Genomic DNA, 19,939 nt, shown 5'->3' with positions numbered 1-19,939 from the left:
AAATAAAACAGCCACATGCGTGCATGTGGCTGTTTTATTTTTAGTTTTTTATACTTTTACAGCACATTTAAAGCATACCCCATGTCAGTACATAAAAGCGATATTAAAAGAGTAACCACGCACCAGCTCCAGAACATGAAAGAGCGGGGCGAAAAAATTTCGATGCTTACCGCCTACGATTATTCCATGGCCTCGATCCTGGATGCCGCCGGAATTGATGTGCTGCTGGTAGGCGACTCTGCTTCTAATGTAATGGCTGGCCACGAGACTACCCTGCCCATCACGCTGGACCAGATGATCTACCATGCCGCTTCTGTGATAAGAGGCGTGGATCGAGCCTTTGTGGTGGTAGACCTTCCTTTTGGCTCCTACCAGGGCAACTCCTCCGAAGCGCTCCGCTCCGCTATCCGCATCATGAAAGAATCGGGCGCACATGGCATAAAGCTGGAAGGTGGCCAGGAAATAAAAGAATCTGTTACGCGTATTCTAAGTGCCGGGGTACCAGTGATGGGACACCTGGGGCTCACGCCGCAGTCTATTTATAAATTTGGCACGTACTCGGTTCGGGCAAAAGAAGAAGCCGAAGCCCAGAAACTGATCGACGACGCCAAGCTGCTCGAAGACCTGGGCTGTTTTGCCATCGTACTGGAAAAAATCCCTTCTAACCTGGCCAAACAGGTAGCCGACACCCTGAATATCCCGGTCATCGGCATCGGGGCCGGTCCGCACGTAGACGGGCAGGTGCTGGTGGTACACGACATGCTGGGCATCAACAAAGAATTCAAGCCCCGTTTCCTGCGCCGCTACGCCGACCTGCACGGCATCATGACCGAAGCAGTAACCAACTACATCGCCGACGTAAAAAGCCAGGATTTCCCCAACGAGAAAGAAGCGTATTGAAGTTTGGGAGTTTGGGAGTTTAAGAGGTAGAGAGGTAGAGAGGTGGTGAACATGTAGGGGTTAAAATCTTCAACCCTGTAACAGAGAGGTATAGCGGTTAACGGTACGGCTGTAGAGACGCGGTACCCGCATCTCCTGCACGAACTACAGGAAAATCCAACCAATCCTACTATTCCTTAAATCTTCTTAATCTTGTTCAGACAGATTGCTCAGACAATCTAATCCTGTAAATCCAAAAATTCTTTAAATCCTGATTCAGACAAACAGAAAATCAAAGAAATCAAAATAATCACCGTAAATCAAAGGTTCAGACAAAACAGCAGAGGCAATGGTGGCAGGCGCAGAAAGAAATTTGTTTGTCTGAACCAGGATTAATCAGATTAGTGGATTAATAGGATTAGGATGTGTAATTTCTGGTTTGTCTGTGGATCGTGAAAGGGTTGAAAATCTTCACCCCCTACAAAATTTCTACCTCTCTACCTCTCTACCTCTCAAACTCCCAAACTCCCAAACTATGCTCGACGTTCTCTTCGAAGACAACCACCTGCTTGTAGTAAACAAACCTGCCGGTATGCTGGTGCACGGAGACGAAACGGGCGACAAGCCGCTGGCGGAGGTGGCCAAAGAATATATCAAACATAAATACAACAAGCCGGGAAACGTTTTCATTGGGGTGGTGCACCGCCTCGACCGGCCGGTGAGCGGTGTGGTGGTGCTGGCGAAAACGTCCAAAGCGCTTGCCCGCCTCAATGAGCTGTTCAAGAGCCGCAAAACGCATAAAACCTATTGGGCACTGGTGCAGCAGCGGCCACCTGCCGAGCAGCAGACACTGGTGCACTGGCTGGTAAAAGACACTGCCCGAAACGTGACCAAGGCATTTGCCAAAGCGAACCCACAGGGGCTGCGGTCCGAGCTCAGTTACCGCCTGCTGAGCCACCAGAACGAGAAATATTTACTCGAAGTGAACCCCGTAACCGGAAGGCCGCATCAGATACGGGTACAATTGGCCTCCATGCGCTGCCCGATCATCGGCGACCTGAAATATGGCGCCAAACAACCGCTGCCAGACAAAAGTATCGCGCTGCATGCCCGGCAACTGGAGTTCGAACATCCCACGCTTAAAACACCCATACAAGTAACTGCTCCCCCTCCTGAAACTGCCGTCTGGGCTGCCTTCCGGAAACAGATCTGAACAAGCATATATAGCAGTAAAAAAAATGATTTTCGTCACTTTCTGAACTTTTGTAGGGGCCAATCTACTTTACTATTAAAACGTATTGTAATTTTGCAGCCTGAACAGCATTCCATGTTGAACATGCTGCCATGAAATTACTGTTAAAAAATCTTTATTATTTATTAAATGGCCATTCTAGTATTCTTTGTAGTGCATTGGTACCTCTCGCTGTTCGTTCAGACGTTTTACCTGCACCGGTATGCAGCACATAAAATGTTCACCATGAACCCGTTTTGGGAGAAGGCATTTTTCCTGCTCACTTACCTTGCCCAAGGTTCCTCCTTCTTATCACCAAGGGCCTATGCCGTCCTGCACCGCATGCACCACGCGTTCTCCGATACCGAACGCGATCCGCACTCACCGCATTTCTCGAACAACGCGTTTACGATGATGTGGAAGACAAAAGAAATTTATAACAACGTGCTGCACAACCGCGTGGAGCCCGAGCGCCGGTTCGATGGCGACTACCCGGTGTGGCGTTTTATCGAAAACATCGGCGACTCCTGGTATTCCCGTATTTTCTGGGGTACCTTTTACGTGCTGTTCTACATCAACTTTGCTACAGCCTGGTGGATGTACCTGTTGCTGCCCCTCCACTTCCTGATGGGTCCGGTACACGGCGCAATCGTAAACTGGAGCGGCCACAAGTACGGCTATCAAAACTTCGACAACAACGATAAATCCAGAAACTCGCTTTTCTTCGACTTCCTGACCGGTGGCGAGCTTTTCCAGAACAACCACCACAAGCTGCCTAACCGCGTTAACTTTGGTGTAAGATGGTGGGAAGTAGATCCGACCTGGCCTGTTATCTGGACGTTGGATAAGCTGAATATTATCAAGCTGAAGAAAGCAAAAATAGCTGCCGTACCGGAGCAACAGTCACAACAGGCTGCCTAAACATTTGAAAAGCCCTCCCCGCGAGGGCTTTTTTATTTGCTGCACCTGCCACCACAGCCTCTGCTGTTGAGTGCGTTTCTCATTTAACACCTGAAACTGAAATTGCAATTGGAGATAAGTAATTACACTTCATGTTGTCTATTATTTTTGTATATTTAAATAAAGCGCACTACCTTTGCGGTTCTAAAAAATGGCGGACGGGTTCCGCCGACTTATTTATTTAAATAACAAAATGGCAGTTAAAATCAGACTGGCCCGCAGAGGCCGCAAAAAAGCAGCTAAATACGATATCGTTGTAGCTGACGCCAGAGCACCACGTGATGGTCGCTTTATTGAAAAACTGGGTACTTACGACCCAAATACAAACCCTGCTTCTATTAACTTCGACGAGGACAAAGCCTTCCAGTGGTTAATGAACGGTGCACAGCCTACCGACACGGTAAAAGCAATGCTTTCTTACACCGGCGTACTTTACAGAAGACACCTGCAGATTGGTGTAATCAAAGGCGCTATCGATCAGGCTACTGCTGATTCCCGTCTGGACCAGTGGAAACAAGAGAAACAAGCTAAAATCGAAAGCAAGCGTACTGCTTTAGGTTCTGCTAAAGAGGCTGCCCGTAAAGCTGCGTTCGATGCTGAAACCAAAGTAAAAGAAGCACGTGCTGAAGCTATCCGTCAGCGTGAAGCTGAGAAAGCGGCCGCTAACGCTCCTGCTCCTGCAGCAACCGAAGGTGAGGCTTCTGCCGAAGGCGAAACTGCTTCTGAAGAACAAGCATAAATTACAGCGCCATGAACATTGATGACTGCTTTCAGTTAGGCTATATCGTCAAAACCCATGGCACCAAGGGGCAAGTAGTTGCGTTTTTTGACGTAGACTATCCCGAAGATTACGATGATCTGGAATCAGTCTTTCTCGAACAGGGAGGAAGGCTGATTCCTTTTTTTATTGACCGTCTGGAGCCGCAGCAGAAAGGCCGTTGTATCATCCAGTTCGAAGACATTAAGACCATCGAACAGGCCGAGAAACTGCGCAATACTGCCCTGTACCTCCCCCTCGACGAACTTCCGGAACTCGACGAGGACCAGTTTTACTTCCATGAAGTAATCGGATACCAGGTAGTAGACGAAAATCATGGCAAGCTGGGCACGGTAAAAGAATTTTACGACATGCCCCAGCAACAGCTGATGGCCATGGATTACCTGGACCAGGAAATGCTGGTACCGGTGATTGACGACATTAACATGCGCGCCGACCACGAAGCCAAAATACTGTATGTAACGCTTCCGGAAGGTCTGCTGGAAGTATACACCCAACCGGGCACCCCCGACGACCAGGACGAGGAAGAGGAGACGGAATAGCACATGCGTTTTGATATTATTACCTGCCAACCCGACCTGCTTGAAAGTCCTTTCAGCCATTCCATCGTAAAACGGGCGCAGCAAAAGAACCTGGTGGAGATTCACCTCCACGACCTCCGCAAATTTGCCATTAACAAATACGGCCAGATAGACGACTACGCTTTTGGCGGCGGCGCCGGCATGGTGATGATGATTGAGCCCATCGATAAATGCATCTCTGCCCTCAAGGCCGAACGCAACTATGATGCCGTCATCTACATGACCCCGGACGGGCAGACACTGAACCAGCAGTTGGTAAACCAGTTCTCGCTCCTGAACAACGTCATCATCCTCTGCGGCCACTACAAAGGCGTAGATGAGCGCGTGCGCCAGCAATTTGTTACCCACGAAATCAGCATCGGCGACTACGTACTCTCCGGCGGCGAATTAGGTGCAGCCGTACTGGCAGACGCCATCATCCGCATCATCCCCGGCGTACTCAACGACGAATCCTCCGCCCTCACCGACTCCTTTCAGGACGGCCTGCTGGCCCCTCCTGTCTACACCCGCCCCGCAGACTACAAAGGCCTGAAAGTACCCGACATCCTCCTCTCCGGCGACCAGCCGAAAATAGAAGAATGGCGCTTTGAGCAAGCCATCCAGCGCACCAAACAACGCCGCCCCGATTTGCTGGGGGAGTAAAATACGCTTGTTTAGCTTCTCTGCAGCTGCCACCATTGTCTCTGCACCTCCCCCACCCTACACCACAGGATAGCTTTCTCAAAAAAATGTATTATACTGCTGCTGTTAACAAATATTAGTTCATTACCCAATCAGCAGAAATGATAAACAAATCCTTACATCAATTTTTCATGGCTGCCTTTGCCGCTGTGTTGTTTGCTACAGGCTTCACAGTGCCGGCACAGTCGCAGCAAAGCTCTACTGCCGAAGACGAGCAGGTAATCCGCAAGGTAGCCGATTACATTCTGAAAGAAGCTACGTTTCAGTTTGTAGACGAAGAGAACGGGAAACTATATGCCACAACAGGAGACATTCCTAAAAACCGTGAAGCAAAATTCAGCAGCAAGTACGGGGAGTGGCACTATACCAATGGCGTTGTAAACATGGCCATGCTCCATCTGGCCGATTTCCTGAACGAGAAAAAATATGCCGATTATGCCAAGAAGCATGTCGCCTTTGGGTTTGATAACTACAAGTTCTTCCAGAAGCGTTTCAAAGGCGACCGCAAACACCACCAGTACCCTTTCGGGCAGCTCTGGACAATGCAGGAGCTCGACGATTGCGGAGCCATGGGCGCCAGTGTGATAGAAGTGTATAAACGTGAGAAGCGGAAGGAGTACAAAGAATACATCGACCTGACCGCCCGCCACATCACCGAACGGCAGGACCGCCTCCAGGACAAAACGCTGGTGCGCAAGTTTCCGCAGGAGATGACGCTGTGGGCCGATGACCTTTACATGAGTGTGCCCTTCCTGGCGCGCATGGGTAACCTGACCGGCGACCGGAAGTATTTCGACGATGCCGTGCACCAAATCCTGAGCTTCGACAAGTACCTCTGGCACCCCGACAAAGGCATCTATTACCACTGCTACTACAGCGACAACCAAAAGAACGGTGTGGCGCACTGGGGCCGCAGCAACGGCTGGATTATCCTGGCCCAGACGCACCTCCTCTCCTACCTGCCCAAAGACCACCCCAAGCGCCAGGACGTTATCAACAACCTGCAGAAGCAGCTGATTAACCTCTCCCGCTACCAGGATGAGAAAGGGCTGTGGCACCAGTTGATTGATAAACCCGACTCCTACGCCGAAACTTCTTTCTCCGCCATGGTGGTGCAGGGCATTGCCAAAGCTATTAACGAAGGCTGGCTCGACAAGCGCTACGCTTCCGTTGCCCTTACCGGTTGGGATGCCCTGAAAAAGGAAATGATTGAAGCCGACGGCCAGGTAAAAGATATCTGCGTAGGCACCGGCATCCGCAACGACCTTGTTTTCTACTACACCCGCCCTGCCCGTCCGAACGAAAAGCATGGCGTGGGCTCTGTGATTGATGCAGGCGTGGAGGTAATTAAGCTGAAGAAGATGCTGGAGGAGAAGAAGAGTTAATGCTCGTGTAGCTAAGGCAGACAGCTATTATATGCTGTGCAAGTCACCATTGCCTTTGCCCTTATTATTTCTGGTTTGGTACCAGAAGGTCTGATTTGGAACAATTGTCGGTGCACGATTGGGCAGGTGCAAGACCTGCCCGTACGAATGGCTGGTGCAAATGTAGTAACGTGTGAGGCTATGGAGGGAGGTGCAGCATAACAAAGTGCCCGATATTAATCCTGCAACAGGATTAATATCGGGCACTTTTGCTTTGTGGGTATAGGAAAGTTACTTCTGAGCAGCTTTCCTGTTTTTACTCTTCTCAATCTCCACAGCATACACCTGTGACTCGCCTTCGAAGTTTGCCCGGAAGATAATCCATTTGCCGTCCGGCGAAAAGTGCACGTTTGGCTCCAGTTTATAACCGTGGTTTTTCATGTTCACCAGGCGTGTGGGCTTCAGGCGGTCGCCTTCAGGACGAAGCAGGTAAATCCACATGCCGTCCGGGGCTTTGGCTACCTGGCCCGGATCGCCGCCGTCGCCGGCGAAGAGTTTCTGGTCGGGCGAGATGTTGAAGTGTATGGACCAGGCGTTTCGGTCGAGCTTGTACGTTGTCTGCTTGCCGGTGGCTATGTCGGTACCGGTCAGGAAGAAGGTTTCGCCTTTGGGCTTTTGCTGGTCGAACCAGATGGTTTTTCCGTCACGGCTGAAGAATTCGTGGCCGGCAATTTCCATGTCCATGGTGCGGGTGTGCATCTTTTTCACCTCGTTGTTTTTCAGGTTGATGGTCCAGATGCGGTCTACCTTGTGCCAGGGGCCTTCGTGGCAGAACATGAGCAGGTTAGGGTCGGTGGGCGAGAACTGGATGTGGCCAAGCCAGGTATTTTCCTGGTGGATGTCCTTCATCTCCCCCGTCTTCAGGTTAACAGTAAAGAGCGTGTGTGGTATTTTAGCTTCGAAGATGCGTGAGAAGTAATCGCTCTTCTCAGGATACTTGGCATAGATTTCTGCTTTCTCCGGTCCGGCATAGCTACCACCTAAAACGGTTTCATCGGCGTTGATGGTCGAAATGCTGGCACCTTTACCTGCCGGCAACACGAATACTAAACGTGTGTTTTTATTATCAACATGCGTGGCGAAGATGCTGTCGTTGCGTTGGTAAAAGACTTCCCTGTGTTTTGGTGCCAGAATCTCGCCTTTCGCTCCCGTAGCATCTTTGGTCAGCTGCTCCGTTTTCAACGTCTTCAGGTTGACGGCGTACAGGTTGGTTTTGCCGCTGGCATCGGTGTTGTAGTACACCATCTTATCCCCCTCCTGCTTCTGTTGCTTCAGGAAAGGATTGTTATGGAAGTAGAAGCTGCGGTTGCTGCCGGGATTGCGGGTAAGTTTGATGACTTTGTGCCCCGTGTCCTTGTCTATCCACTCGTTGGGCATGTTTTTGCCCGTTTCCAGTTGTTGCTGCGCCTGGGCGGTGTAGACACCGAAGGCGAAAATAGCTGCCGCTAAAAGAGTTAAGGCCTGTTTCATAATAGTTGAAAAATAAACCCCTGCCTCTCCGGATGCTTATGGTTCAGAAAAGACAGGGGTGGTTAAAAATCTATACGTCACTGCTTCAGGTTTAGCGTAGCGTAACCTGGAGCTTTCATCCGGAAAGCTTTCAGCTTTCGTGGCTAAATCTTTCTGTTTTCATTTTCACGCAAGTTGAAAACTTGCTTTATTAATAAGCTCCAAGTTACGCTGCGCTAAACTTGAAGTAGTTTTTTTAAATATTAAAACATGATGCTCACATTAGCTTCTTCGTTGGCTGCCTTGCGAGTTTTCACCCACAGCACCTTGGCCTCCTGGTCGTAGTACCAGCCGGTGGTGCTGACATCTGCAAATTTGGCTGCGGTGGTCGTGGCGACTTTGCTGCTGCCCATCTGCACGCTGGCAGGCGCTTTCTCCTGGTGCACTTTCAGGATGTAGTTTCTTTCCGGTACCTGGTAGTTGCCTTTGGCAGCGCCTATCTTCACGTTTGTACCTTGTGCAGAGGCTGTGGAGGCTACTGCAGTAATACTGTAGCCGCCTTCTTTGTACTTTTCACTTATACCATCGTCTTCAAATAAATCAAAGAAGGAGGTACCGGAGGGGTAAATATCGAAAGTGATGTCGCCATACGGTTTGCGGTTGTCGTACTGCACTTCTTCCTGCATCGGGATAATGGCGCCTGCTTTTACGAAGATCGGCAGCTGGTCGAGTGGCGACACGATGTTGTAGTGCTTTTTGCCTTGGTAGGTTTTGCCGGTCCAGTACTCTACCCACTCCCCTTCCGGCAGGTATACCACGCGGGTCTGGGCTTCTTTCGTCGTAACAGGAGCCACCAGGATGTTGTCGCCGAACATGTACTGGTCATCCACGGCGTAAGTGTTCACGTCTTTCTGATGCTCCATCACCAGCGCCCGCATGATGGGCACACCTGTTTTATAGGTCTGGAAGGCGCTGCTGTAAATGTAAGGGATGAGACGGTAGCGCAGCAGGTCGTATTTCCTGAAGTTAGCCAGCGCTTCTTCGCCGTAGTTCCAGGGCTCTTTGTAGCCGGGGTGGTCCATGCCGAACACGTGGGCAACGGGGCTGAACATACCGAACTGCACCCAGCGGATGTAGAGTTCCGGGTCTGCTTTGTGCTCGAAGCCGCCCATGTTGTGTGTCCAGTAGCTCACGCCGGAGAGGCCCATGTTGATGCCTGCTTTAATAACCGGTGCAAAATACTGCCACTCGCTCGGCCAATCGCCTGCCCAGATAAACGGGTAGCGCTGGATGCCGGCATAGCCCTCGCGGGTGTGGTTCATGCCGCGCATGTTGTTGTACTTGCTGAACTTCTCGTAAGGTGCTTTGGCATAGGCAATCGGGAAGATGTTGTGCAGCTTTTGTGCTTCGGGGCTGGTCGGGCCTACTTTCTTGCTTTCGTTCGCTTCGCGGCCAAAGGCGCTGCCTTCGTCTGTTTTCAGGAATTTGGCACCAATAGAAGCAATCTTCATCACGGCGTTGTCCCACCACCAGTCTACCGCCTTTTCATCAAAGAAATTCACGAACTCGCCCGGGTTGGTTTCTTCCGGGTAAACCATTCCTTTGGCACGTGCCTGGTCAAGCAAATCAGTTTGCATGCCATTATCATAACGGCCGCGGATGTGGAGGCCCACCATGTTCAGGTTCATGGCGTAGAGCTGCTCGAACATACGCTCAGGCTGCTTCATGTTCTCGCGCCACTCATAAGAAGTAGCGCCATTACCTCCGCTTTTACCGAACATGCGCCAGGTGGAGTCGAGGTGCAGGATGTCGATGGGAATGCCCATGGCTTTGTACTTGCGGGCCAGCTCCACCACGTATTCGGTCGAAGCATTTTCGGTGTGGCCCCAGGTGCCGCCGCTGTAAGTACCCACATGCAGGCCGTGCGCAAAACGTGGCAGCAGCGGCGCTTTCCCGGTAAGGGATGTGTAGTGGCCGAGGATAGTCGAAAAGTCAGGACCGTAAATGAAATAGTAATCCAACTCGCCGTCTTTAGCTTCGAAGGCGTAGGAGCGGTTGTCGGAGTTGCCGAGGTCCCAGCGGGTGGCATAGGAATTGTGCAGAAAGATGCCGTATCCTCGTGTGCTCATGAAGAAGGGCACCGGGGCGTAGTTGGCTTCCATGATGTTGTAGGCGCCAATGATGTGCGGCTTTAACTTGCCTCTGCCCACATTCAGGTTCACTTCTTTGCCAAGCTGGTCAGTAAAATCCATGCGCTCGCCAAAGCCGAAGAAGTGCTCGTCGGGCATCAGCTGTTTACGGGCTCCAACTGCCTTTCCGTTTTTATAGGCACCACCGTTTGCGAAAGATTCCGTCGTCAGGATGTCGCCTTCTTTATTGGCTATTTCGATGGTGAAGGGCGAACCGTTTACCCGTACGTCCAACCTGTCGGTGCTGAGGGTGTAGTTTCCTTTTTTGCTTTTCACATCTACCTTCAGCGGTCCCCAGGTATAGTTAACCACCATGTATTTTTCGTTCGGCTCAAACTGCCTGTCCCAGCTCGTGCGGATGCGGACCATTTCCGGCGTACAGAACTCGAGCTGCACCTCGGCTTTGTCGGTAGAAAATGTAAAAACATTCTGCTGCTGCTTCACCTTCGCGTTCAGCTTCCCGACATCAGACTGCTGCGCCTGGCTCAGAACCGGCAGCGCGAAGAGCACCAGAAAAAAAGTAAACCTGTTTAATTTCATAATAAATTTTTACTGTGTTAGGAGTGCCTGGTTTAATTCAGGCGATAATGGATTCTTATTCTTGATTACCTCAAGTTAACTTACATATTTTGTCATTTCGACCGCAGGGAGAAATCAGGAATAACAGCAGGTAATGGTATAAACCAGATTTCTCCCTGCGGTCGAAATGACAGTACTTACTTTAGTTTGCTCTTTTTGCTCTTCCGGGCATCTTCTGTCCGGAAGTTTCCTGATGGGGACATCCGTGTCCCCTTTCAATTCAGCACTTCGATACGCACGCGGACACGGATGTCCGCACCAGATTTAGTTCAGGACACGGATGTCCTGAACAGCAATTATTAACTACCTACATCACCGCGCCATTGCCAACCAGGCTGTTCAGATACCTCTCCAGATTAGAGTAGCCGTCTTGGCCGATGATGCTGCCGTCTTTCGGGTCTTTCGGGTTGAGCTTGTTTTTCTTTTCCCACGCATCCGGCATGCCGTCGCGGTCGGTGTCTGCGAGCGCTTTGCCGCCTTTTACCACACCTGGCCCTTTGGTTGGCAGGCTCATTTCGTCGCTGATTGTTTTGCCTTTAGTGCCGAGCGAAGTCAGTTCGTCGATCAGGAACTTGTCAACTTCGTCGCGGCGAAGGGAGGCCCCTGCTTTGGCTACCACAAACTCGTAGGCCTGTTGCGGCGTAAGCAGTGTTACTTTTGGAAAATCAAAAGCCTGCTGCTTCCAGGTTACCGGGCCGTACTCGGCAATTGGTATTTCGGTTCCGTCCAGTTTGCCATTCAGGTTCGCGTCGAACAGGTTGTTCTGGGCGTACAGGTGGAACGTTTCGGTGGCCCTGGTGAAGGGTGGTGTTTCTTTTGAACCCGGTCCGGCAATAAAGTAATTATTCTCGATGTTGGCATCGGAACGACCGGCAGAACCACCCAGAATATAGGCGCCTACTTCCCAGTTGTAAATCACGTTGTTCACAAACTGGTTGATGCCTTTCACTTTTGGGTTACGGGTGTGGTTGTCGATGTACAGGTTGCGGAGCAACGAAACACCACCTGTTGACTGTACCAGTCCGCCCGTGGAGTGCGTGTGCAGGCCCTGGCTGATGATGGAATTCTGCAGCGTTACATTCTTCACGTCTCCGTTCAGGTCGAAGGTACCGTCTTTACCCCAGGAGATGGACATGTGGTCGAACATCATGTCGTTGCCTGTGGCAAGGGCTACCGCATCTTTGCCCTTCTCTCCTATTTTGCCCATCCGCACCCGGATATAGCGGGTGATGCTGTTGTTGGCGTTAGTATAAGAAAGGCCGTTGCCGTAAATCGTGATACCATCACCGGGAGCAGTCTGACCGGCAATCGTAACGTTCGGAGAAACGACGATGCGGGAATCAATCTTTATCACGCCACCCACATCGAATACCACCGTTCTGTTCGGCTTGCTCACCGCATCGCGAAACGAGCCGGGGCCGCTGTCGTTGAGGTTGGTGACGTGGTAGACTTCGCCGCCGCGGCCTCCGGTGGCAAAGCGGCCAAAGCCTTCCGCTCCCGGAAAAGCCAACTGCTGTGCCGCCAGTTGATTCGAGAAAAACAGGGAGGATGCCAGCAGGGCGGCACGGCCGAAGGTGGTTAGTTTTTTCATTTGGTTATCTTTTATAGCGTTGCTATTCGTTATGTTGCTGCAGCCAGACACTCGCAGGAGCTGCGCACACTGCGAGGTCTTTTGATACCTGGTTGCTTGTCCTCCGGCAAATCTGGAATTTTATTACCTTCGCTGGTGCGAGCTTGTAGCTCGTACTTTTTTAAGTAATCGCAACATCGGTACGGGCTGCAAGCTCGCACCAGCGACTCCGGAACTGAAGCAGAGGCTATGGTGACAGCTGCAGCAAAGCTTTTTAAGGCTGAGTGGTAGCCGTTACGTTGTTGGAGTCGTAGGTTTTGCCGTTGATTTTGGTGTTGATGAGCTTCATGTCCTTTACGTGGTCGATGCTCAGGGCTTGCTCCACGCCGTTGATGGTGCAGTTCACCAGGCGCAGGTTTTCTACCGGCGACTCTTCGTAAGCGCGTACCATCACGGCATATTTGCCGCCGTTCTCCACCACCATATTCTCTACCAACACGTTGCGGATAACCGGCATGTGCTGGCCGGGCTCTTCGTAGAACATGTTGCACTTCACGGCGGCTTCTTTGTAGGTGCCTACTTTCACGTTGCGCATGTAAATGTTTTCGATGGTGCCGCCGCGCTGCGAGCTGGTTTTAATGCGGAGCACGCGGTCGAGTTGTGGGCTGTCCATCACCAGGTTTTGGGACCAGATATTACGGGCACCGCCGGAGATTTCGCTGCCGATTACCACGCCGCCGTGGCCTTCTTTCATTTCGCAGCCTTCGATAATGTGGTTTTCTGCCGGACGGGCTATGCGTCGGCCGTCGTTGTTACGGCCTGATTTGATGGCGATGCAGTCGTCGCCGGTGTCGAAGTAGCAGTCTTTTATGAGCACGTTTTTGCAGGACTCGGGGTCGCACCCGTCGTTATTCGGGCCGAGGGAGATGATGCGCACTTTTTCAATAGTCACATTCTCGCACAGCACCGGGTTGAGATTCCACATAGGCGAGTTTATCATCTTGATGCCGCTGATAACCACATTCTTGCAGTCGTAGGGCTGCACAAACTGCGGACGCAGGTAATAGCCGGGACCGTAAATGCGTTCACGCGGAGGAACATCGTCCAGGTTCTGCTTCTGCAGCTGCGCACGGGCGGGAGTTTGTTTAGGCATACCTTCTTTCCAGCCGTAGCGGGGGGCGCCGTTCCAGTTCCACCAGGCGTTGTTGTTGGAGCCGCCGTCGAGGGTGCCGTTGCCGGTGATGCCGATGTTCTCCTGCTTGTAGGCGTAGATAAACGGCGAGTAATTCATCAGTTCCATGCCTTCCCAGCGGGTAAACACCATGGGCAGGTAATCTTCGGCATCGGGGCTGAAGAGGATGGTGGCGTTGTCCTGCAGGTGCAGGTTCACGTTGCTTTTCAGGTGAATGGCGCCTGTCAGGAAGGTGCCGTTTGGCACCACCACACGTCCGCCGCCGCTGTCGTGGCAGGCCTGGATGGCTTTTTTGAAGGCTTCGGTGTTCTTTACTTTACCGCCTTCTACGGCACCGTAACTGGTAATCAGGAAGTCGCGGTTCGGAAAGGTGGGCGCTTTGATGAGTTTGCGCACCTGCTCCATTTCTTTCCAGGGGTCTTCTTCGGTGGCTTTCTGGGCGGTTTTGCTTGTGCAACTGCCTGTCAGTACCAGCAGCGCCAGCAGGGCTGCCAGGAAATTGGTGTTTTTGTTCAGTGTGAACTTTCGTTTCATGCTTGGAAAAGCTATCGGTTTAATTCTAGACTTGCTAAGATAAAAGGACCCGTGCCTTTGGGGTCGTCGGTGAGGATTTTCTCGTTCACGTAGTATTCAAAAGAGCCATCGCGGCCGGCTCCCAACCCCGCCACGGCGCATACCTGTGTCAGGTTTACTTCGCCATCGGCTTTGTTTACTTTCACGAGGTTATCCACCAGGCCTTTGTAGCCTTTCTCGGCCACCTGGCGGAAGCTCTTGTCGAGGTAGCCTTTGTTGGCTCCTTTCGCCAGGGCATAGACAAACATGCTGGAGGCGGAGGCTTCGAGGTAGTTGCCCTGGCGGTTGCCCTGGTCTACCACCTGGTACCACAGCCCTGTTTTGGGGTCCTGGTACTTTTGCAAGGCCGGCGCGAGGCGCTGCAGGATGGCAATGATGTCGTTGCGCTTCGGATGGTCCTGCGGGAAGTAGTCGAGCGCATCTACCAGTGCCATGGCATACCAGCCCATGGCGCGGCCCCAGAAGTTCGGTGAAGTGCCTGTCTGTCGATTCGCCCAGGGCTGCAGCCGGCTTTCGTCCCAGCCGTGGTAGAGCAGGCCGGTTTTGGCATCGCGGGTGTGCTTCTCGAGCAGGATAAGCTGGTTGGCTACATCGTCGAAGGCTTCTTTGTCGCCGAATGTCTGCCCGTACTGCGCCAGGAAAGGCGAGCTCATGTAAGCGCCGTCGAGCCACATCTGCCAGGGGTAACGCAGTTTGTGCCAGAAGCCGCCTTCGGTGGTGCGTGGCTGCCAGCGCATCTGGTTGCGGAGCGTTTCGATGGCTTTGCGGTACTTTTCGTCCTTCGTTTTCTCGTACAGGTTGAACAGGATTTTGCCGGAATTGGCCATGTCGATGTTGAAGGTATAGACGTCGTAGGTTTTGATGTTACCGTCCTGCTCAATCATCAAATCAGCGTACTGTTTTATATAATCGTAGTACTGCTGCTTCTTATTCTCGCGCCACATCTTCTCGAAGGACAGCAGCACCAGCCCCTGCGGATAACTCCACACCGGTTTCTTGGAAAACTCTATCATCCAGGGCTCGGGGTTGTTCTTCATGATAGACAGCGCCATCCGCTCCGACCATTTCAGGTTTGCCGGGATTTTAGCGGGCACGTTGGCTGTCTGCGCTCCGGCTGCCAGCGTGAGCAGCAGCGCCAGGAGGAAGAGAGGGATATGTTGTAGTGTTTTTTTGTTCATGTTGCTTTGCCACTACTGGAGTGGCTGGTGTTGTTTTTCTATTTAGTGCTGATTCGGATTTGTAATCCGAATCTTTGGGGCCATCGGATTTGTAATCCGATGCAGCTGCTTATTTAGGAGCTTTCCTGCTTAGCTTCTGCCTTCGCAGGCGGATTACAAATCCGCAACTCCTGAAATTCGGATTGCAAATCCGAATTAGCGAAATTTTATTTTCTGCTCCTGCCACCATTGCCTCTGCTGCTTTGTAGCAGGTAAGACACTCGCAGGTCTTGAAGACGCTGCGAGGTCTGGTTCGCTACGGCATCTTATGCAGGCCTTCCCATCTTACTTTCCAGGTGCCGTCGGCGGGGAAGCCGGGGGCATGGCGGTTGGGAGCGCCGTCCCATCCTGCTGCCATCATGGCTACTGCGGTGAGTACGCCGCCGTTACCGGGCAGGTAGAGGCGCAGGCGCTTGTCCTGGTAGTTGTGGCCATTGGGCAGGTACGTGTTTTTCTGGGCGTCCTGGAAGAGGGCGTCAACTGCTTTTTCAGGGGCGTTCAGGCGGGCGGCGCTCATGGCTATCATGGGGTAATCCCAGCCCCAGGTTGTTTGCCACTGCCACTTGTTCTGAATCTCGTTGTAAGTATTCATCATGATGGTGGTGTCGATGCCGTGCGTGTTCGGCAGCAAACCAAAGGCACCTAACACCACCGGATGGTCGCGGCGGTAGAAGTCGTTCGTATAAGCCTGCGGGTGCGTGGCGCTTGGGAGGTAGAGGCCGTCTTTTACAGCCAGCGGTGCCAGGTTATCGATGACATCCTGCCACTTTTTGTCTGCAGGCAGCCCAAGGCGTTTGCGCCAGTCCTGTGCTACCGACAGCGCATAGTGCCAGTAGGCCAGCTCATACGGTGGGTCGTTTGTTTCGCGGGCCGGGAAGAGTTCCTGTGCCGGGATAACAGGCGAAGCCAGGTGATACTTTTTATCTATTGGATTATAGGTAGCAAAAGAAGCCATGAAATTGGCGGTTTCGAACACCCGCTCTTTGTACTTATCGAGCGTTTCTTTTGTCGGTTTCTGGCGGTAAACGAGTTCTGTGAAATAAATAAAGTGCGGCTGCTGCCAGATGAGGTAAGGCGCTACATTCGACGGACTTTCGTTGCCCTGATGGTCGCTCATTTTCTGCCAGCGGATGCCTTCGAAGCCCTGTAATTTGGCTGTTTCACGGGCTTTGTCCATTACCTTGTTGTACCACGGCAGGCTGTTCTCCAGCAGCTCGATGCGGTCCCAGAGCGCGAAGTGTGCGCCGTGCCACCAGTGCATTTCCAGGTGGGGTTTGCCGTACCAGCTGTTCATGGTGAGGCCGGTCTCCTGTGGCGGCACATCGCCGGATGTCTGTATTTTAGTCAGGTACTGCGACAGCACTACCCTGCGCTCCAGTTCGTGCGCACGCGGGTCAGTGGAGCCGGAGAAGTCTACAGCAGCGCCTTCGGTCCAGAAGCGTTTCCAGTTGCTTTCGCTGTTGCTTTGGGTCGCTTTGTAATCAGCTATTTTTTTACCCGGCCTGGCGTTGAAAAGCACGCTGAACTCGATGCTCTTTTCGCTGGCGGCAGGCACCAGTTCGTAGTGGTGGCGTTCTTTTTCGGTGAACTTTCCATTTTTATCCCACTGCACATTCGTGTAATAAACGGTCGTATCCAGCTGCCGCTTCAGTTGCACCTGGTTGGCGCCTGACTCTGACACGGATAAGGCAGTCGTATGCTTCTCCGGTTCGTCCCAGTTGTAGCCGGGGCAAACATGGCAGTTGGCGCCATACGGAAACTTGAAGAAGACCTTGATACGGTTTTGCGCAATAAGCGGCGAGGTCACTTTGGCTGAAATCTGGTCCTGGTCCTGGTGACTATACAGCTCTACCGTTACAGGTACGCCCTCTACTTCATATTTGCTTTCGATTTTGCCGGTCCAGAGGTTGAGCTGCTGGTTTACGTTCTGCAGTTCATGCACCAATGCCTGCTGCCCGTTTTCTTTCAGCAACACTAAGCCAATTACGCCCAGGTGCAGGCGGTGCGGGTTGGTGCGCAGGAATTCGGTTGCATCAACTTTGCGGCCTGTGCCTTTGTGCTGTACCGGGAAGGCAATTACTTTTCCGGTGGCGGTGGTGTCGTAGCGGTACACATCTTTCAGCGTAAAGTTCTCCACATTCGGCCGCGCATGCCAGCCCCACTGCGACTGCGTACCCAGCGCTATACCGTTCTCGTAGTATTCCGGGAAACTCTGCAGCCCCGACACATCCACGGTATAGGCAAACATGCCATTGCCCACCGACAGCGAAGCCAGCGTATCGGGTGTGGTCAGGGTAACGTTGTGGCGTGTAACGAGCGCGTGCCGGTCTATTTTTTCAGTATTGTTGCTGCTGGTGCTGTCGGACACGCTGCAGCTAAAAAACAGGCCTAACGCTGCAACCAGGGCACCTGCCGCTGTTTTGGTAAAAGCTACTTTCATGCTGGGTATACTCATGTTCAATCGTTTGTACTAAGAAGGAAAATTGTTTCCTCATTTTTTCATTTCTGGTTGACCTCTTTTGTAAAATCTTAATGTCATTTCGAACGCAGTGAGAAATCTGGCTACTAGATTTGATTTGTATCTGTCCCAGATTTCTCACTGCGTTCGAAATGATACAAATCAGAAGTAAAAATATTTCAACTACACCTTGTCATTTATCTTAAACACAAAGGCACTGGACGTCATATATTTCCCGCCCTGCGATGCCAGGAACAGGTGTGTCGGTTTCCCGTTTTGCAGCAGCAACTGTGGCCGCTCAAACCGGCCGTACTTCGAGAGGTGGCCGGGCGCAGGCGGCTGCTCAAAATAGTGGTCGGTGTTGTAGTAGGCTATTTTCGGTTCACTCCAGTGAATGCCGTCTTTCGACTCCAGGTAAAGGCCGTATTGGTGATTAAAGATGCCCATATCGCGCATAATCATCTTAAACTTCCCTTTCTCGTGCCACACATAGCCGTCTTCTGCCTGTATGTTGTTGCCGCGACCGGAGTAGTCGATAATGGGGTTGCCCTCGTATTTGGTGTAAGGCCCCATCAGGTTATCAGCAATGGCTAAACCGTACTTGCGGTTGCCTCTAATCTTGGGGTCTGTGTAGTTTTCGTATTCTGCCGTATTCCAGGATTTGTAGTAGAGCCAGTACTGCCCGTTCGGGTGCTTGATAAAGCTGGGGTTAGAAGTCACGTGGTTGTCCCAGGCGTCTTCTGCGGTGCTTGCCTCGAGCAGCGGCTTGTCAGGGCGCTGCCAAGGTCCGTACGGGGAATCGGCGATAGCAAGACCTACGCGCTTGGTGTCGGTTTTGCGGTTGGAGTTGCCCATGTAGAAGAGGCAGTACTTGCCGTCCACGAACTTGATGTGCGGGTTATGGCAGGTAGTGCCGTCCCAGTAGCCTTCACCCCGCGGCGCCAGCACCACTGACTGAAACACAAACGGCGACTCAGGCGTGTCGGCTACGGCATGCGCAATTTCGGAACTGTTTATCCAGCCGCCCATTTTCTTTGCCGCGTCCCAGCGGGAGTAAAACACATGCACTTTGCCATCCGGCCCGATAATAGGACTGGTGCCCCACACGTAATAGCCTTCGGTTTCGAGGATGCGGCCAAGCGGCTTCAGTCTTTTACTGAAGTCGGAGACTTTGTCGTCTGACGCACTACTTCCGGAGGCACTGCTCAGCAGTCCCGAACACGAAAATAGAAGAGGCGCCCCGGCAGCTATACCTAAAAATCTGCGTCTGTCCATTTATGTACCCTGTGCGAAAGAAGTTTAAACGTTGGTTTTATAATACCTTAAAGATGCGCTTTTTATCCTTAACAAACACTCGTTAAGCTACAGGTTTTAAAGATAAATACCAACGTTGGAATAAGTGTCCTGCTGTATCCGGTATGTGCAGAGGGTGTGGTGGCAGATGCAGTGGGGGAATTTGAACTGGTGGTGGAGGCGGTAGTGGAGTAACCTCGCAGCGTCTTTCAGACCTGCGAGCGTTTTAGGTGGCAAGATTATGCTCTGCTCCTGCCACCATAGCCACTGCACCTTGTCTGAACCTTTGATTTACTAAAAAGACCTCGCAGTGTGCGCAGCTCCTGCAAGTGTCTGGTGGTAGAAGGTTTTGGAATAGCTCAGTTTTGCTTTGCACCCGCCACATTCCTTTTCCTCCTAAAAGGTAAGCTAAGTTGCCTGGTTCAGACACTCGCAGGAGCTGCGCACACTGCGAGGTCTTTGTGAACAATATTTTAGGTGTAGCTGCAAACTACACTTTGGTAGCTGTTACTGTAGAATGAAGGCACAGGTTGCAAGCTCGCGCCAGCGTAGGGTATATTAACCTCTAACTGTTTGATTTATTTTATCAATTTCTTTAGAGGAGTGAGAGTAATGTTTTTTAGGCGTACAAAATGCATCTTTCCTACCTATACAGGGCACTAAATCACCATCTATAATATTTGTATTAATTACCCACAGTTTTTCCAGATGTTTTAAATTTTTAACAGGTTTAATAGAGTCTATATCCTTACAATTATTGATCTCTAGACTCCTTAATTTCTCCAACTTTATTACAGGATCTATATTACTAATCTTTGAACAAGTAGTAATAGTTAAGTCTAATAAATTAGTAAGACTTTCTATACCTTCCAGAGAAGCTAGTTT

Annotated in this window: 15 protein-coding genes; 7 read left to right on the top strand and 8 right to left on the bottom strand. The window is 51.5% G+C overall.

The genetic code is table 11. From position 1 onward, the window contains the following. Positions 1-81 precede the first annotated feature (81 nt). The 7 genes from panB (at position 82) to DCW36_RS02490 (ending at position 6,495) form a co-directional block, all read left to right on the top strand. The gene (gene panB / locus DCW36_RS02520) at positions 82-900 is read left to right on the top strand and encodes a 3-methyl-2-oxobutanoate hydroxymethyltransferase (protein WP_114784294.1); all 819 of its coding nucleotides are present in this window, start codon (positions 82-84) and stop codon (positions 898-900) included. A 514-nt stretch (positions 901-1,414) separates the two neighbouring features. Further along, a complete protein-coding gene (locus tag DCW36_RS02515) occupies positions 1,415-2,092 on the top strand; it encodes an RluA family pseudouridine synthase (RefSeq protein ID WP_114784292.1) in 678 nt (225 codons plus the stop codon). A 168-nt stretch (positions 2,093-2,260) separates the two neighbouring features. Further along, positions 2,261-3,031: an acyl-CoA desaturase gene (locus DCW36_RS02510; RefSeq protein WP_114784291.1), complete on the top strand. Its 771-nt coding sequence runs from the start codon at positions 2,261-2,263 to the stop codon at positions 3,029-3,031. 232 nt (positions 3,032-3,263) lie between these two features. Further along, complete coding sequence (locus tag DCW36_RS02505) at positions 3,264-3,809, top strand: 30S ribosomal protein S16 (RefSeq protein WP_114784317.1); 546 nt, start codon at positions 3,264-3,266, stop codon at positions 3,807-3,809. 11 nt (positions 3,810-3,820) lie between these two features. Next, on the top strand, positions 3,821-4,390 hold the full coding sequence (gene rimM, locus DCW36_RS02500) for a ribosome maturation factor RimM (RefSeq protein WP_114784289.1): 570 nt from the start codon (positions 3,821-3,823) through the stop codon (positions 4,388-4,390). 3 nt (positions 4,391-4,393) lie between these two features. After that, positions 4,394-5,071 carry a tRNA (guanosine(37)-N1)-methyltransferase TrmD gene (trmD, locus tag DCW36_RS02495; protein WP_114784287.1) on the top strand — a complete coding sequence of 226 codons (678 nt, stop codon included), beginning with the start codon at positions 4,394-4,396 and terminating at the stop codon, positions 5,069-5,071. A gap of 170 nt (positions 5,072-5,241) precedes the next feature. Beyond that, a complete protein-coding gene (locus tag DCW36_RS02490; RefSeq protein WP_164891010.1) occupies positions 5,242-6,495 on the top strand; it encodes a glycoside hydrolase family 88/105 protein in 1,254 nt (417 codons plus the stop codon). A 270-nt stretch (positions 6,496-6,765) separates the two neighbouring features. Here the strand turns inward: DCW36_RS02490 and DCW36_RS02485 are convergent, their stop codons facing one another. From DCW36_RS02485 to DCW36_RS22440, 8 genes are all read right to left on the bottom strand, one after another. Next, on the bottom strand, positions 6,766-8,004 hold the full coding sequence (locus tag DCW36_RS02485) for an oligogalacturonate lyase family protein (protein ID WP_114784283.1): 1,239 nt from the start codon (positions 8,002-8,004) through the stop codon (positions 6,766-6,768). A 242-nt stretch (positions 8,005-8,246) separates the two neighbouring features. Beyond that, positions 8,247-10,712: a glycoside hydrolase family 31 protein gene (locus tag DCW36_RS02480; RefSeq protein WP_114784281.1), complete on the bottom strand. Its 2,466-nt coding sequence runs from the start codon at positions 10,710-10,712 to the stop codon at positions 8,247-8,249. A gap of 346 nt (positions 10,713-11,058) precedes the next feature. Further along, complete coding sequence (locus DCW36_RS02475) at positions 11,059-12,342, bottom strand: pectate lyase family protein (protein ID WP_240676022.1); 1,284 nt, start codon at positions 12,340-12,342, stop codon at positions 11,059-11,061. A 253-nt stretch (positions 12,343-12,595) separates the two neighbouring features. After that, positions 12,596-14,047, bottom strand: a complete 1,452-nt coding sequence (locus DCW36_RS02470) for a glycoside hydrolase family 28 protein (RefSeq protein WP_114784279.1) — start codon at positions 14,045-14,047, stop codon at positions 12,596-12,598. A gap of 11 nt (positions 14,048-14,058) precedes the next feature. Next, entirely contained in the window at positions 14,059-15,264 is a 1,206-nt protein-coding gene (locus tag DCW36_RS02465; protein WP_114784278.1) for a glycoside hydrolase family 88/105 protein, read from the bottom strand. Positions 15,265-15,559: 295 nt separating this feature from the next. Further along, positions 15,560-17,758, bottom strand: coding sequence for a hypothetical protein (locus tag DCW36_RS02460; protein WP_205702861.1), 2,199 nt, complete (start codon positions 17,756-17,758; stop codon positions 15,560-15,562). A gap of 186 nt (positions 17,759-17,944) precedes the next feature. Continuing rightward, entirely contained in the window at positions 17,945-19,036 is a 1,092-nt protein-coding gene (locus DCW36_RS02455; RefSeq protein WP_114784277.1) for a glycoside hydrolase family protein, read from the bottom strand. 576 nt (positions 19,037-19,612) lie between these two features. After that, on the bottom strand, positions 19,613-19,939 hold a 327-nt coding region (locus DCW36_RS22440), incomplete at its 5' end, for a hypothetical protein (protein WP_205702860.1).

Origin of the sequence: Botryobacter ruber (assembly GCF_003347595.2) — a bacterium.
Taxonomy (GTDB): domain Bacteria; phylum Bacteroidota; class Bacteroidia; order Cytophagales; family Hymenobacteraceae; genus Pontibacter; species Pontibacter ruber_A.
This window is presented reverse-complemented; position numbering and strand designations above follow the sequence as displayed.

Excerpts from the sequence above, each read along its gene's own strand:
- panB (WP_114784294.1), top strand. The coding sequence starts at position 82 with ATGTCAGTACATAAAAGCGATATTAAAAGAGTAACCACGCACCAGCTC.
- DCW36_RS02515 (WP_114784292.1), top strand. The coding sequence starts at position 1,415 with ATGCTCGACGTTCTCTTCGAAGACAACCACCTGCTTGTAGTAAACAAA.
- DCW36_RS02510 (WP_114784291.1), top strand. The coding sequence starts at position 2,261 with ATGGCCATTCTAGTATTCTTTGTAGTGCATTGGTACCTCTCGCTGTTC.
- DCW36_RS02505 (WP_114784317.1), top strand. The coding sequence starts at position 3,264 with ATGGCAGTTAAAATCAGACTGGCCCGCAGAGGCCGCAAAAAAGCAGCT.
- rimM (WP_114784289.1), top strand. The coding sequence starts at position 3,821 with ATGAACATTGATGACTGCTTTCAGTTAGGCTATATCGTCAAAACCCAT.
- trmD (WP_114784287.1), top strand. The coding sequence starts at position 4,394 with ATGCGTTTTGATATTATTACCTGCCAACCCGACCTGCTTGAAAGTCCT.
- DCW36_RS02490 (WP_164891010.1), top strand. The coding sequence starts at position 5,242 with ATGGCTGCCTTTGCCGCTGTGTTGTTTGCTACAGGCTTCACAGTGCCG.
- DCW36_RS02485 (WP_114784283.1), bottom strand. The coding sequence starts at position 8,004 with ATGAAACAGGCCTTAACTCTTTTAGCGGCAGCTATTTTCGCCTTCGGT.
- DCW36_RS02480 (WP_114784281.1), bottom strand. The coding sequence starts at position 10,712 with ATGAAATTAAACAGGTTTACTTTTTTTCTGGTGCTCTTCGCGCTGCCG.
- DCW36_RS02475 (WP_240676022.1), bottom strand. The coding sequence starts at position 12,342 with ATGAAAAAACTAACCACCTTCGGCCGTGCCGCCCTGCTGGCATCCTCC.
- DCW36_RS02470 (WP_114784279.1), bottom strand. The coding sequence starts at position 14,047 with ATGAAACGAAAGTTCACACTGAACAAAAACACCAATTTCCTGGCAGCC.
- DCW36_RS02465 (WP_114784278.1), bottom strand. The coding sequence starts at position 15,264 with ATGAACAAAAAAACACTACAACATATCCCTCTCTTCCTCCTGGCGCTG.
- DCW36_RS02460 (WP_205702861.1), bottom strand. The coding sequence starts at position 17,758 with ATGAGTATACCCAGCATGAAAGTAGCTTTTACCAAAACAGCGGCAGGT.
- DCW36_RS02455 (WP_114784277.1), bottom strand. The coding sequence starts at position 19,036 with ATGGACAGACGCAGATTTTTAGGTATAGCTGCCGGGGCGCCTCTTCTA.